Here is a 13,319-nt window from a genome sequence, read left to right as displayed (position 1 = left end):
CGCCTGAAACAGCTAATCTTTCCCTCACCGCGCAATTTCCGTTCCACTTGCGATTTCGCGTCAATGGGGCGAGAGGAAGGGCCATGAGCGCCCTGCCTATCCATGCCGTCCTGCCCGACCTGCTCGCTGCGCTGCGCACCGGCAGCAACGGCGTGCTGGTCGCGCCGCCGGGGGCTGGCAAGACGACGGCGGTGGCGCCCGCGCTGCTGGACGAACCATGGTGCAGCGGGCAGGTCTTGCTGCTTTCCCCCCGCCGCCTTGCGGCCCGCGCCGCTGCCGAACGGATTGCCGAGATGCTGGGCGAACAGCCGGGCGGCACGGTCGGCTATGCCACGCGGATGGACAGCAAATCGTCTGCGCGCACCCGGCTGCTGGTGCTGACCGAGGGCATTTTCGTCCGTCGGATTCAGGACGATCCCGAACTGGCGGGCGTGTCGGCGGTGCTGTTCGACGAAGTGCACGAGCGCAGCCTGGACAGCGATTTCGGCCTCGCGCTGGCGCTCGATGCGCAGGAGGCGCTGCGCCCTGACCTGCGCATCGTGCCCATGTCCGCAACCCTCGACGGCGCGCGCTTCGCCGCCTTGCTGGGCGACGCACCGGTGATCGAAAGCGAGGGGCGCATCCAGCCGCTCGAACTGCGTCATATGGGTCGCCATGCCGAGCGCAAGATCGAGGATGAGATGGCCGCCGCCATCCGCCGCGCCATCAGCGAGGAAGCGCAGGGCGACCTGCTCGCCTTCCTGCCGGGCGTGCGAGAGATTGAACGCACGGCGGAGCGGATCGACGGCGGCTCCTATGACGTGCATCTCCTCCACGGATCGCTTGATCCCGCCGCACAGCGGGCCGCAATCCGGCCATCGCGGTCGGGCGCGCGAAAGGTCATATTGGCGACCAGCATCGCGGAAACCAGCCTGACCATCGACGGTGTGCGGATCGTCGTCGACAGCGGGCTGGCGCGGCGGCCCCGTTATGACCGGGCGGCGGGCGTCACCCGGCTGGTAACCGAACGGGCAAGCCAGGCGTCGGCGACCCAGCGTGCGGGCCGCGCCGCGCGGCAGCGGCCCGGCGTCGCCTACCGCCTGTGGGAAGCAGCCGCGAACGCTGGCATGCCCCCCTTCGATCCGCCGGAGATATTGGAAAGCGACCTTTCCAGCCTGCTGCTCGATTGCGCGCTGTGGGGCGTGAGCGATCCGGGGACGCTGCGCTGGCTCGATCCCCCGCCCGCCGCAGCCGTCGCCGAGGCGCGGACAAGGCTGACCGCGCTGGAGGCGCTGGATGGCGACGGTCGGATCACGCCCCATGGCAAGGCGCTGGCAAAGCTACCGCTCAGCCCGCGTATCGCGCATATGCTGGTGCGCGCAGCCGAAATGGGGCTGGCGCAGACCGCCGCCGATATTGCCGTGCTGCTGGGCGAACGCGGCATTGGCGGGCAGGACACAGACCTTACGCTGCGCCTGCAACGCTGGCGGCGGGAGGGCGGCAAGCGGGCCGATGCTGGCCGCGCGCTGGCCAAGCGCTGGGCGGGTCTTGTGGCGACGCCCAACCGTCTTGCTCCCCTCCCGCTTGCGAGAGGGGTCGGGGGAGGGTCTGTACCAGCTAATCTGGCGACACGCCCTCCCCTAACCCCTCCCGCAAGCGGGAGGGGGACAGTCAGCGCGACGGAAGCCACCGGCCTATGCCTTGCGCTTGCCTTTCCCGATCGCGTGTCGAAACGCCGCTCCGCCGATGGCGCGGACTGGGCCAGTGTGGGCGGGCGCGGTTTCCGGCTCGATCCCCTGTCGCCGCTCGCCCGCGAAGAATGGCTGGCGGTGGGAGAGGTGCAGGGCAGCGCGGCAGGCGCGCGCATCCTGTCCGCCGCGCCGATCGGCGAAGCGGACGTGCTGGCGCTGTTTCCGGACCGGATCATCACCAGCCGCACCGTCCGCTTCCGCCCCGCCAATGGCGGGATAGAGGCGCTGCGGGAACGGCGGCTGGGCGCGGTGCGCCTGTCGTCAGGCTCCGACGACCGGCCCGATCCGGCGGCGGTGGTGGCGGCGCTGCTGGACGGCGTGCGGCAGGGGGGCCTCGATCTGCTTCCCTGGTCGCAGGCCGCGCAGTCGCTGCGGATGCGCGCCGACTTTGCCGGGGTGGAGGCTCTGTCCGATGCCGCCCTGATCGCCAGCCTGGACGAATGGCTCCCGCCGCTGCTGGCGGGCAAGCGCCGCCTGTCGGACATCGACCGGTCGCACTTGTCGGGCGTGCTGGACGGCCTGATCGGCTGGGACGGCAAGCAGCAGGTGGACCGGCTCGCTCCGCCCGATTTCCGCTCTCCAGCAGGCAGCACCCATGCGATCGACTATATGGCCGATGGCGGCCCGCGCGTCGAATTGCGGGTACAGGCGCTCTACGGCCTGGCCGAGCATCCGACCGTGGGCAGCGCGCGCATCCCGCTCGTCCTGTCGCTCACCTCGCCCGCGGGCCGCCCGATCCAGACGACGCGCGACCTGCCCGGCTTCTGGGCGGGCAACTGGCGCGACGTGGCCAAGGAAATGCGCGGTCGCTACCCCCGCCATCCCTGGCCCGACGATCCGACCGCCGCGCCGCCCACGCTGCGCACCAAGCGCGCCGATGCCCGCACGCGCTCTTGACTTCACGCGGGACGCTGGTGCAACGCAGCATGACGATTTACCGGAGTCTTTCGCGATGAGCGCGCGCATTTACCAGATCCAGAAGAACGCCCTGCAATCGGGCAAGGCGCTGACCCATAAATGGGTGCTGGAATATGCACCGGCAGAAGCGAAGCAGGCCGATCCGCTGACCGGATGGGCTGGCTCTGGCGACACGCAGCAGCAGCTCAAGCTCAGCTTCCCCTCGCGGGAAGCCGCCATCGCCTATGCGCAAAAGCAGGGCGTGCCCTACACCGTGATAGCGACACCGCCCAAGACGCTGAAATTGCAGGCCTACGCCGACAATTTCCGCTAAAGGCGCAAAAACACCGCGCAAATTCGGGCGCGATGCTGCCCGATTACCGCCTTATTCACTTGCCATAGGGCAGGCCAAGGCGGCAAAAGCCGTGCTTTACGGAAAGACAGAAGCAAAAGATGACGGATCGCACCGAAATTTTCGACAGCGTCGCCGCGCAGGTCGCCCCCTTCAACAAGAAGGGCGTCGCGCTGACCGAAACCACCACCTTTGCCGGCGATCTGGAATGGGACAGCCTGACGGTCATGGATTTCGTCGCCGCGATCGAGGATGAATTCGACATTCTGATCACCATGAACATGCAGGCGGAAATTGAGACGGTCGGCCAGCTGGTCGATGCCGTCGCGAAGCTGAAGGCCGCCTGAGTTTGTCGTCACCCCGGACTTGATCCGGGGTCCAGTGCGCCAGGCACTCCGCATGGAACGCTGGATGCCGGATCAGGTCCGGCATGACGAATTGGGAAAGACAGAAGAGATATGACCGACACCGCCACTGAAACCCGCGACCTGCTGTCCAAATTCGACCCCCTGATCGCCGAGCGGCAGGCGCTGCTCGACACCGGCGTGCGCGACCCTTTCTCGATCGTGATGGATCAGGTGCTTTCGCCCACGCGCGCGATCATCAAGGGCAAGGAAACCATCCTGCTGGGCACCTATAATTATATGGGCATGACCTTCGACCCGGACGTGGTCGCGGCGGGCAAGAAAGCGCTGGACGAATTTGGCGCTGGCACGACCGGCAGCCGCGTCCTCAACGGCACCTATCAGGGCCATCGCGAAGTCGAGGACGCGCTCAAGGAATTTTACGGCACATCGTCCGCCATGGTCTTTTCGACCGGCTATCAGGCCAATCTGGGCATGATTTCGACGCTGGCCGGACGCGGCGACTATGTCGTGCTGGACGCTGACAGCCATGCGTCCATCTACGACGGCTGCTTCCTGGGCGACGCCGAAATCGTCCGCTTCCGCCACAACAGTGTCGAGGATCTGGACAAGCGCCTGGGCCGCCTGCCCGCCGATGCGCTCAAGCTGGTCGTGCTGGAAGGCGTCTATTCGATGCTGGGCGACATCGCCCCCCTGCCCGACATGGTGGCCGCGGTGCGCAAGCATCAAAATTGCATGATCCTGGTCGATGAAGCGCATGGTATGGGCTTTTTTGGTCCCAATGGCCGGGGCGTCTATGAGGAACAGGGCGTCGAAAAGGACGTGGATTTCGTCGTAGGCACCTTTTCCAAATCGGTCGGCACGGTCGGCGGCTTCTGCGTTTCCAACCATCCCAAGTTCGAAATCATGCGACTGGTCTGCCGTCCCTATGTGTTCACCGCATCGCTGCCGCCCAGCGTGGTCGCGACCGCCGCGACTTCCATCCGCAAGCTGATGCATGCGGGCGAAAAGCGCGCCCACTTGTGGAAGAACAGCAAGCGGCTGCATCAGGGGCTGACCGACCTTGGCTTCACCCTGGGCACCACGACGCCCCAATCGGCGATCATCGCGGTGATCCTGACCGATCAGGCGCAGGCCGTGGCGATCTGGCAAACGCTGCTGGAACTGGGCCTCTACGTCAACATGGCGCGCCCGCCCGCAACCCCGGCCGGCACCTTCCTGCTGCGCTGCTCGCTATGTGCCGATCATAGCGACGAACAGGTCGAACAGATTATCGGCATGTTCAAGGCCGCGGGTCAGGCGACCGGCGCGATCGCCTGACCGGCACGCCGTTAATCAGCGCTGTTTCGCTGCTATGCTTGTTCCGCTAGTGTGACGAGTGATGGCGGACGGCGACACTTTGGATCATGAAGGCAGCAGCTTGCGCGTTAAGGCGCGACGCCTGCTGCCATTCCTGCTCGGCATCCTGCTGGTCGGGTCGCTCGGTGCTTTGCTCTATAGCGCCAGCAACGCCTCGCGCGATCATCAACTGGCGCTGGCCGAACAGCAGCGCAGTTTCGAGATCATCGCGCTGGCCCGCGCGTTCGAGGCCCAGACGGCGCGCGCGGAAGTGACGCTGGCCCGCTATGTCATCGGCCTCAACCCCGATACCGGCCGCCTGTTTCAGGACCAGTGGCGCACTGCCGGCGCGCAACTGAAGGCGCTGGCCTTTGCGACGCGCGGCACCGGATGGCAGCGCGGCAATGTGGAGGCGCTGCAAAAAGCCTTCATGGCGCGCGGCAAGACACTCAACGAAATCGGCCTGCGCACCACCTACGACCAGAAGATGGCAGCCCTCGGTCGCTTTCACGAAGCGGGGACGTCGCGCGACCTGAAACGCATCACCGCGCTGCTCAACCGCGTCATAGAGGCGGAAAATCTGCGCCTGCGCGAACGTAGCCTTGCCGTGGCGCTCGCGGGGGACCGTACCGAATGGATGGGGCAGACCTCACGCCTGCTGGGGCTGGCGATGCTGGTATGTGTGCTGTTCGCCGCCTGGTTCGCCCATATCGCCTATAGCGATCGCCGCAACGCCCGGCGGCTGGCGGAGGCGGAGGCCGAGCGCGCCGACCGGCTGGACATTGCCGTGCGCGCACGGACGGCGGAACTGACCGACGCCTATGAGCGGCTGAAACAGGAATCGATCGAGCGCGCGGCGGCGGAGGAAAATCTGCGCCAGATGCACAAAATGGACGCGGTGGGTCAGTTGACCGGTGGTATCGCCCATGATTTCAATAACATGCTGGCCGTTGTTGTCGGTGGACTGGAACTGGCAAAGCGCAATATCCGGCTAAAGCCGCAGGAAGCATCCCGTCATCTCGACAATGCGATGGAGGGGGCCAATCGCGCGTCCGCCCTCACGCGTCGCCTGCTTGCCTTTGCCCGGTCCGAACCGTTGCTGCCCAGCGCAGTCGATCCCGATGCGCTTGTGTCGGGCATGGCGGACCTTATCGACCGCACCATCGGCGACCAGATCACCGTGGCGCTCGCACCCAGGGCGCAGGGATGGCGCATCTTCGTTGACCAGCACCAGATGGAAAATGCGATCCTGAACCTGTGCGTCAATGCGCGCGACGCCATGGACGGGCGCGGGCGGCTGACCATCGGCACCAGCCAGACCGCGCTGGCGGCGGGTGAGGTCGGCGATTGTCAGGCGGGCGACTATGTCGTGCTGAGTGTCACTGATGATGGCTGCGGCATGAGCGCCGAGGTACTGGCGCGCGTGTTCGAGCCGTTTTTCACCACCAAGCCGGTCGGCAAGGGCACGGGTCTGGGCCTCAGCCAGATCTTCGGCTTCGTGCGCCAGTGCGAAGGCGAAATCCGCATCGAGTCCGAACCCGGCAAGGGCACCAGCGTCCATATCTACCTGCCCCGGCGGATGGGCGACGCGGCAGCCGATGCCAGCGAGGCCATATCCTCCCCACACGACGCAACACTTCATCCGCCCACCCGCATCCTGGTGGTGGAGGATGATCCGCGTGTGCTGAAACAGACCATGGCGGCGCTGGCGGAGCTGGGGCACCTGCCCATCGCCTGCGATCATCCGTCCAAGGCCGCAAAGCTACTGGCCAATAATGGCGATATTGGCCTGATCATGAGCGACGTGCTGATGCCGGACCTGACCGGGCCGGAAATGATCCGCGCCCTGCCGCAGCAATATCGCCATCTGCCGGTGCTGTTCGTCACCGGCTATGCGGGCGACACAACCGCCAGCGCCGATTTTGCGGGCCATGAAGTGCTGCGCAAACCCTACACGCTGATGTCGCTCGCCAATGCCCTGTCCGTAGCGCTCAGCGGATCGAACCAGAACGGAACAGTCGCGGCAGCAGAGTGACCGCGCCCAGCAGCGGCCAGCGCCGCTGCCATGGCTTGATGACGATCGCCGTCCCGGCATGGCGGTTGATTTTCCACGCCAGATAATCGATCCCGCCCGCATAGGTGAAGCTCGCCTTGGCCAGCCTCACGACCGACAGCCACTTGCCCCGCCGCTGAAGCGCACGCCAGCGCTGCGCGGCCTGCTCTGGCGACGGGGGCAGGCCATCGGCCAGCGCCGCCTCGCCAAAACGGCGGTAGCGATCGGGGTCCGCATCAACGATGGACAGCGACCGCCCCTTGCGCTCCGCCCGCAACTCGGCCTGATAGGTCAGGGTAAAGCCCGCTTTCCACAGGGACAGCGCATCCTGACCTTCCGCTATCGGCAGGGCCAGCGACAACAGGGTCGGCGCGGCTTGAGCCACCGCCGCGATGGCCCGCGCCCGCGCATCCTCATCTACCGCCCACAGCAATCGCGACGGCTGCGCAAAGCGCGCCCAGACCGACACATTATCCGCCGCAGGACTGCACAACCGGGCGAAGTCCGCTTCGGATAACACTGCATATTTGGCGATCAAGCCATTATGTTCAAACGGAAACACATTGGGCGGGATCAGCGCATTGGCCCGCGCCAGCCAGCTTTTGCCATAAGCGGCGCGATAGTCTGACACGATCAGATAGAAATCCAGCATCAGCCCGTCGAGATTGGCCTCCCGCAGGCAGGAGCCGTAGAATAAGACCGCGCGGGCCGCGTGCGGATATTGCGCCGCGATCGCCCCGGCCATGGCCGCCGCACGCGGATCGGCGGGCTGGAGCATCTCGGCGGCGACAAGGGGAAGGAGTTGGCTGGACATTGCGCTCCCCTTATCCGTTCGGCCTCAGCTTGTCGAAGGCCTGTTCCTGTTCGCGGGACAGTAAAGCGCTTCGACAGGTGCAGCGCGAACGGATTTCAGAAGGCCGCTCGCCTGAAAATCAGCGACAGATTGTTCGCCGGCATGTCCACCATCCTGTCGAAGCGCAACCCCTGCGCCTGCGCTGCGGTCACGACATCCTCCACCCGGCGCAGGCCCCAGCGCTGGTCGCGGGCCTTGAGCGAAGCGTCGAACGCCAGATTGCTGGGCGCAGTCTCCACATCATCGCGCATATAGGGTCCGTACAGATAGAGCGGCCCACCCGGCGGCAGAACCCGCCCTGCCCCCTGCATCAATCCCAACGTCGCGTCCCATGGGCTGATATGCACCATGTTGATGCACAATATCGCATCGGCGTGGTCGACCGGCCAGTCTCCCGCCGCGTCCAGCCGGATCGGTTCATGCAGATTGGAAAGGTCCGCCTCCGCCCGCCATGCCGCGATGGAGGCGAGCGCAGCCATATCGGGATCGCTTGGCTGCCAATCGAGCGCGGGCAGCGCGGCGGCGAAATGGATGATATGTTCGCCGCTACCGCTCGCCACCTCCAGCACCAGACCGGATGGCGGCAAGGCATCGCGCAGGATGGTCAGGATGGCGTCCCTGTTCCGCAGCGTCGCGGGGGCGTGGCGCTTTTGCGCCTCGCCGCCCGCTTCACCCGGAACCCAGGGCGTCATTCCGCCGCCTGCGCCAGCGTCGGCGCTTCCCATGTCAGCACGGGCTTGCGCGCCGCCAGCGTTTCGTCGAGGCGACGGCGCGGCGCATGATAGGGCGCGCCCTTCAATGCCTCATCCCCTGCCTTGGCCCGCTGCGCCAGGCTGCGCAGCGCCATGATGAACTGGTCGAGGGCCGCCTTGCTTTCCGTCTCGGTCGGTTCGACCAGCATCGCGCCATGGACGACCAGCGGGAAATACATGGTCATCGGGTGGAACCCCTCGTCAATCAGCCCCTTGGCGATGTCGAGCGTGGTAAAGCCATCGGCCAGCCCCTTGTCGCTGAACAGCGCCTCATGCATGCAGGGGCCGCTGCCGCCGAACGGCGCGTCCAGCACGTCGTCCAGGCTACGCAGGATATAATTGGCGTTGAGGACCGCATCCTCCGCCACCTGCCGCAGGCCGTCCGCGCCGTGGCTCAGAATATAGGCCAGCGCGCGGGTGAACATCCCCATCTGGCCGTGGAAAGCGACCATCCGCCCGAACGTGCCGGCATGATGATCCTCGGCCGATTCCTCCTCGATCAGGACGAAGCGATCGCCCTGCCTTTCGACGAAGGGCAAAGGCGCATAAGGGGCAAGCGCCTCCGACAGCACGACCGGGCCGGAACCGGGACCGCCCCCGCCATGGGGCGTGGAGAAGGTCTTGTGCAAATTGATGTGCATCGCATCGACGCCCAGGTCGCCTGGGCGGACCCGGCCGACGATGGCGTTGAAATTCGCGCCATCGCAATAGACGAACGCGCCCGCCGCATGGACCGCGTCGGAAATCGTCTTGAGATCCCGCTCGAACAGGCCGCACGTATTGGGGTTGGTGATCATCACCGCCGCGACGTCCGGTCCCAGCCGCGCGGTCAGTGCCGCCAGATCGACACGGCCCTCCGGGGTCGCCGGAATATCCTCGACCTTATAGCCACAAAAGGCTGCCGTGGCCGGATTGGTGCCATGCGCGCTTTCAGGTACCAGCACGACGCTGCGCGCGTCACCGCGCGCCTCCAGCGCCGAACGGATCGCCAGCAGGCCGCACAATTCGCCATGCGCCCCGGCCTTGGGCGACATCGCCACCGCATGCATCCCCGTCAGCGTCACCAGCCATTCCGCCAGTTCATGGATCACCGCCAGCGCGCCCTGCACCGTCGATTGCGGAGCGAGCGGGTGGAGATCGGCAAAACCGGGCATCCGCGCGACCTTTTCGTTGAGGCGCGGATTATGCTTCATCGTACAGCTGCCGAGCGGAAACAGGCCAAGATCGATCGCATAATTCTGGCGGCTAAGGCGCGTATAATGCCGCACCGTTTCCTGTTCGGACAGGCCGGGCAAGCCGATCGCCCCACGCGCCAGTCCGCCAAGGCGGGTGGCAAGCTTGGGCGCGGGCGCGAAATCAACGCCGGTGGTGTCGGTCGATCCAATTTCGAAGATCAACGCTTCTTCCAGCATCAGCGCGCGGTTTCCCGTCGCCGTGGCCGGGGCCATATGCGCGTCCTTGACGGTGACGGGCGCGGTGGGACGGCCTTCCTTGAGCATGGTCATGCGACAATCTCCTTGTTCGCGCCGTATTCCCGCGAAGGCGGGAACCCAGTCCCGCCCTTGCGGGTAGCTGAACGGCCGGACTGGGCTGCCGACTTCGCGGCAGCACTGAGGCTATAAACCGTCATGCCAGTTCCTCCTCCAGCGCCTGGGCCAGCGTTTCGATATCCTCCGCCGTCACCGTCTCGGTTACAGCGACGACCAACCCGTTGCCGACCGATGCGTGTTGCGGGAACAGACGGCCCAGCGACACGCCGGCCAGCACGCCCTTGTCGGCCAGGCTGCGCACCACGTCCCGCGCATCCTTCGTCAGGACCAGCGTGAATTCGTTGAAGAAGCTCTCATTGAGCAGAGTCACGCCCGGCACCTGCGCCAGACGATCCGCCGCCTGGCAGGCCAGCCCATGATTGAGCACCGCCAGTTCACGCAACCCGCGCTCACCCAGCAGGGTCATGTGAATACTGAACGCCAGCGCGCAAAGCCCTGAATTGGTGCAGATATTCGACGTCGCCTTCTCGCGGCGGATATGCTGTTCGCGGGTGGAGAGCGTCAGCACGAAACCGCGCTTGCCCGCCGCGTCCACCGTCTCGCCACACAGGCGGCCCGGCATCTGGCGGACATATTTCTGCTTGCAGGCGAAGAGGCCGAGATACGGCCCGCCAAATTGCAGGCCGACGCCGATCGACTGGCCTTCGCCCACGACGATGTCCGCGCCCATCTCGCCGGGCGGCACCAGCGCGCCCAGCGCCACCGGCTCGGTCACCACGGCGACCAGCAGCGCACCGGCGGCATGAGCCGCGTCGGCCAGCGGGGTCAGGTCGGCAATGCGGCCCAAAATGTCGGGATATTGGACGACGACGCAGCTCGTCTCCTTGTCGATGCCGGCGATCAGCGCGTCGATATCGGTGTCGGCGCTCAGGGTCGGCGCGTCATGCACCAACTGGTCGCCGGTGAACTTCGCCATCGTATTGGCGACCGACACATAATGAGGGTGCAAACCCGACGACAAGATCGCCTTGCCCCGCTTCGTGATCCGCCGCGCCATGCCGATCGCTTCCCAGCAGGCGGTCGACCCGTCATACATGGATGCGTTCGCCACGTCGCAGCCCAGCAGGCGCGCCACCTGCGTCTGGAACTCGAACAATACCTGCAACGTCCCCTGCGCGATTTCCGGCTGATAGGGCGTGTAGGCGGTCAGAAACTCGCCGCGCTGGATCAGGTGATCGACGCTGGCCGGGACATGATGCCGATAGGCGCCCGCCCCCAGGAAAAAGGGCGCTTCCCCCGCCGACAGATTTTGCCGCGCCAGCTTGCTCATATGGCGTTCGACCGCCAGTTCGCTGGCATGATCGGGCAGGCCCGCGATCTTGGCGGACAGCCGGGCTTCGGCGGGCACGTCGACGAACAGATCGTCGATCGACGCCGCGCCGACGACGGACAGCATGTCCGCGCGGTCAGTGTCGGTCAGGGGTAGGTAGCGCATCAATTTCTCCTTCTCCCCTTCTGGGGAGGGGCCGGGGGTGGGCGCTGTCCGCTCGACGCGGCGCGTGAGGCAAGCCCCCACCCCAACCCCTCCACTTCAGGGGAGGGGCGATTAAAATATCAAAGGCTGGCCACAAACTTCTTGTAGGCCGCTTCGGTCATCAGCCCTTCCAGCTCGGACGGGTCGGTCAGGCGCAGCTTGAAGAACCAGCCATCTTCCTCCGCGTCGCTGTTGACCAGCGCAGGCTCATCCTCCAGCGCGCCATTGGTTTCGATCACTTCGCCGGAAATCGGCGCATAGACGTCCGACGCGGCCTTGACCGATTCGACCACGGCGGCATCGTCGCCCTTGTCGAACGTAGTGCCTTCGGCGGGCAGTTCGACGAACACGATGTCGCCCAACTGCTCCTGCGCATAATCGGTAATGCCGACCGTGGCGATCTCGCCCTCGACATCGATCCATTCATGTTCGTCGGTGAAATAGCGGCTCATGGGTCTGTCTCCCCTATCGGACAAAAAATTCAGGCTTTGCGGCGATAATTGTGCGGCACGAACGGCATGGGCGCGACCGTTGCGCCGATGCGCTTGCCGCGCACTTCAATTTCCAGCGCGGTGCCGACGGCGCTATGGGGCAGGCTGACCCAACCCATCGCAATCGGTGCGCCCACGGTCGGGGCGAAACCGCCGGAGGTGACGTCGCCCACCTGCACATCGCCGACATAAATCTGCGCGCCCTCGCGCGCGGGCAGGCGACCCTCGATGGTCAGGCCCACGCGCTTTGCGCCCGGCCCGTCCGCCAGTTCCTTCATCACCCGGCCATGGCCGATGAAGCCGCCTTCCTCACGACGGCGCTTTGGAATCGCAAAGCCCAGATCAGCGCCGATCGTGCTGACCGCAGGGGTCAGGTCATGGCCATAGAGCGGCAACCCCGCCTCCAACCGCAAGGAATCGCGCGCGCCAAGACCGATCGGTTTCACCTGCGGCAGGGCACACAAAGCGTCGGCAAAAGCGTTCGCCGCATCGGCGGGCAGGCTGATCTCGAACCCGTCCTCGCCGGTATAGCCCGACCGGCTGATCCACAGCGGCACCCCGTTCCAGTCGAACGCGCCGCACTGCATGAAGGTCAGTTCGGCAGTCCCCGGCACCAGCACCGCCATCGCCTCGCCCGCTTCCGGCCCCTGCAACGCCAGCAGCGCCTGATCGGCCATATGGTTCATGGTCACTGCATCGGGCAAATGCTCGATCATCCAGCCAATATCATCATATTTGGTCGCGCCGTTCACGACCATGTAGATCGCCGCGTCATCGAACGCCCCATCGCCAAGGCGCGATACCATCAGGTCATCCAATATGCCGCCATCGCGATCCAGCAACATCGAATAGCGCTGGCGAAAGGGCTTCAATCCCTTGATATCACTGGGCAGCAAAAGCTCCAGCGCTTCGTCCACGCCATCACCCGAAAAGGTCAGTTGCCCCATATGGCTGACGTCGAACAGGCCCGCATGTTCGCGGGTCCAGCCATGTTCGGCCATGATGCCATCATATTGGATCGGCATGTGATAACCGGCAAACCCCACCATCCGCGCGCCGCGCGCGCGATGCCAGGCGTCGAGCGGCAACGCCTCCAGCGGCAGGCTTTCTTCCAGCGTGGCGATATTGTCCGTGGCGGTCATGAAACGACCTTTCCGTAAGAGGGCACAGCGACGATCGACCCGGCCAACGGACCGCCTTTTCGTCACCCCCTCTGTCACGGGAACCTGAGAGCTTTGACCGTCCTTTGCGGGAAACGGCTTACCCCTTCGGTGGGACAGGTTCCCCCGTCCGCTTTCCAGAGCGTCTGCGCGTGATGCGGTCCTTTGGCCTGAGAGATTCCGGGGCGGTTGCTCCTTCGGCGACAGGCTTGGCCTGAAAGGCCGCCCATACTCTCCCGCATCATGCCCGGCGCCGAATCCTCAGCGCCGACGACATGATTTGCATTGCGTCAAACGCACCGGC

Annotated in this window: 11 protein-coding genes and 1 riboswitch; of the genes, 5 read left to right on the top strand and 6 right to left on the bottom strand. The window is 65.5% G+C overall.

All coding sequences use genetic code 11. The features are described 5' to 3' along the window. Positions 1 to 83 precede the first annotated feature (83 nt). From hrpB to IWY39_RS16645, 5 genes are all read left to right on the top strand, one after another. Entirely contained in the window at positions 84 to 2,627 is a 2,544-nt protein-coding gene (hrpB, locus tag IWY39_RS16665) for an ATP-dependent helicase HrpB (protein WP_107123699.1), read from the top strand. 55 nt (positions 2,628 to 2,682) lie between these two features. Next, positions 2,683 to 2,961 (top strand): ETC complex I subunit, encoded by a 279-nt coding sequence (locus IWY39_RS16660; RefSeq protein ID WP_107123700.1) that lies wholly within the window; start codon positions 2,683 to 2,685, stop codon positions 2,959 to 2,961. A gap of 119 nt (positions 2,962 to 3,080) precedes the next feature. Continuing rightward, complete coding sequence (locus IWY39_RS16655; RefSeq protein WP_017184144.1) at positions 3,081 to 3,326, top strand: acyl carrier protein; 246 nt, start codon at positions 3,081 to 3,083, stop codon at positions 3,324 to 3,326. 111 nt (positions 3,327 to 3,437) lie between these two features. Then, the gene (gene spt, locus IWY39_RS16650) at positions 3,438 to 4,664 is read left to right on the top strand and encodes a serine palmitoyltransferase (protein ID WP_019051506.1); all 1,227 of its coding nucleotides are present in this window, start codon (positions 3,438 to 3,440) and stop codon (positions 4,662 to 4,664) included. Positions 4,665 to 4,725: 61 nt separating this feature from the next. Then, positions 4,726 to 6,717 carry an ATP-binding protein gene (locus IWY39_RS16645; RefSeq protein ID WP_107123701.1) on the top strand — a complete coding sequence of 664 codons (1,992 nt, stop codon included), beginning with the start codon at positions 4,726 to 4,728 and terminating at the stop codon, positions 6,715 to 6,717. On the opposite strand, the gene IWY39_RS16640 is transcribed toward IWY39_RS16645, so the two are convergent. The 6 genes from IWY39_RS16640 to gcvT form a co-directional block, all read right to left on the bottom strand. After that, positions 6,674 to 7,549, bottom strand: coding sequence for a hypothetical protein (locus tag IWY39_RS16640; RefSeq protein ID WP_107123702.1), 876 nt, complete (start codon positions 7,547 to 7,549; stop codon positions 6,674 to 6,676). The genes IWY39_RS16645 and IWY39_RS16640 overlap by 44 nt on opposite strands. Positions 7,550 to 7,644: 95 nt before the next feature. Continuing rightward, positions 7,645 to 8,280, bottom strand: coding sequence for a DUF938 domain-containing protein (locus IWY39_RS16635; protein ID WP_107123703.1), 636 nt, complete (start codon positions 8,278 to 8,280; stop codon positions 7,645 to 7,647). Beyond that, positions 8,277 to 9,845, bottom strand: coding sequence for an aminomethyl-transferring glycine dehydrogenase subunit GcvPB (gene gcvPB / locus IWY39_RS16630; protein WP_107123704.1), 1,569 nt, complete (start codon positions 9,843 to 9,845; stop codon positions 8,277 to 8,279). Before gcvPB ends, IWY39_RS16635 begins: the two co-directional genes overlap by 4 nt. 121 nt (positions 9,846 to 9,966) lie before the next feature. Beyond that, positions 9,967 to 11,325, bottom strand: a complete 1,359-nt coding sequence (gene gcvPA, locus IWY39_RS16625) for an aminomethyl-transferring glycine dehydrogenase subunit GcvPA (protein WP_196871619.1) — start codon at positions 11,323 to 11,325, stop codon at positions 9,967 to 9,969. Positions 11,326 to 11,444: 119 nt separating this feature from the next. Beyond that, complete coding sequence (gene gcvH / locus IWY39_RS16620) at positions 11,445 to 11,816, bottom strand: glycine cleavage system protein GcvH (protein ID WP_107123706.1); 372 nt, start codon at positions 11,814 to 11,816, stop codon at positions 11,445 to 11,447. Between the two features lie 29 nt (positions 11,817 to 11,845). Beyond that, entirely contained in the window at positions 11,846 to 12,997 is a 1,152-nt protein-coding gene (gene gcvT / locus IWY39_RS16615) for a glycine cleavage system aminomethyltransferase GcvT (protein ID WP_107123707.1), read from the bottom strand. Positions 12,998 to 13,163: 166 nt separating this feature from the next. Then, a riboswitch (glycine riboswitch) is annotated at positions 13,164 to 13,264 on the bottom strand. Positions 13,265 to 13,319: the final 55 nt, after the last annotated feature.

Origin of the sequence: Sphingobium sp. JAI105 (assembly GCF_015752145.1) — a bacterium.
Taxonomy (GTDB): Bacteria; Pseudomonadota; Alphaproteobacteria; order Sphingomonadales; family Sphingomonadaceae; genus Sphingobium; species Sphingobium xenophagum.
The sequence above is the reverse complement of the archived record's forward strand: the minus strand, read 5'-3'. Positions and strand labels throughout refer to the sequence as shown.

Bases quoted from the DNA above. Each gene is read 5' to 3' on its own strand.
- IWY39_RS16635 (WP_107123703.1), bottom strand. From the start codon at position 8,280: ATGACGCCCTGGGTTCCGGGTGAAGCGGGCGGCGAGGCGCAAAAGCGC.
- gcvPA (WP_196871619.1), bottom strand. From the start codon at position 11,325: ATGCGCTACCTACCCCTGACCGACACTGACCGCGCGGACATGCTGTCC.
- IWY39_RS16640 (WP_107123702.1), bottom strand. From the start codon at position 7,549: ATGTCCAGCCAACTCCTTCCCCTTGTCGCCGCCGAGATGCTCCAGCCC.
- gcvH (WP_107123706.1), bottom strand. From the start codon at position 11,816: ATGAGCCGCTATTTCACCGACGAACATGAATGGATCGATGTCGAGGGC.
- gcvPB (WP_107123704.1), bottom strand. From the start codon at position 9,845: ATGACCATGCTCAAGGAAGGCCGTCCCACCGCGCCCGTCACCGTCAAG.
- IWY39_RS16660 (WP_107123700.1), top strand. From the start codon at position 2,683: ATGAGCGCGCGCATTTACCAGATCCAGAAGAACGCCCTGCAATCGGGC.
- gcvT (WP_107123707.1), bottom strand. From the start codon at position 12,997: ATGACCGCCACGGACAATATCGCCACGCTGGAAGAAAGCCTGCCGCTG.
- hrpB (WP_107123699.1), top strand. From the start codon at position 84: ATGAGCGCCCTGCCTATCCATGCCGTCCTGCCCGACCTGCTCGCTGCG.
- spt (WP_019051506.1), top strand. From the start codon at position 3,438: ATGACCGACACCGCCACTGAAACCCGCGACCTGCTGTCCAAATTCGAC.
- IWY39_RS16645 (WP_107123701.1), top strand. From the start codon at position 4,726: ATGGCGGACGGCGACACTTTGGATCATGAAGGCAGCAGCTTGCGCGTT.
- IWY39_RS16655 (WP_017184144.1), top strand. From the start codon at position 3,081: ATGACGGATCGCACCGAAATTTTCGACAGCGTCGCCGCGCAGGTCGCC.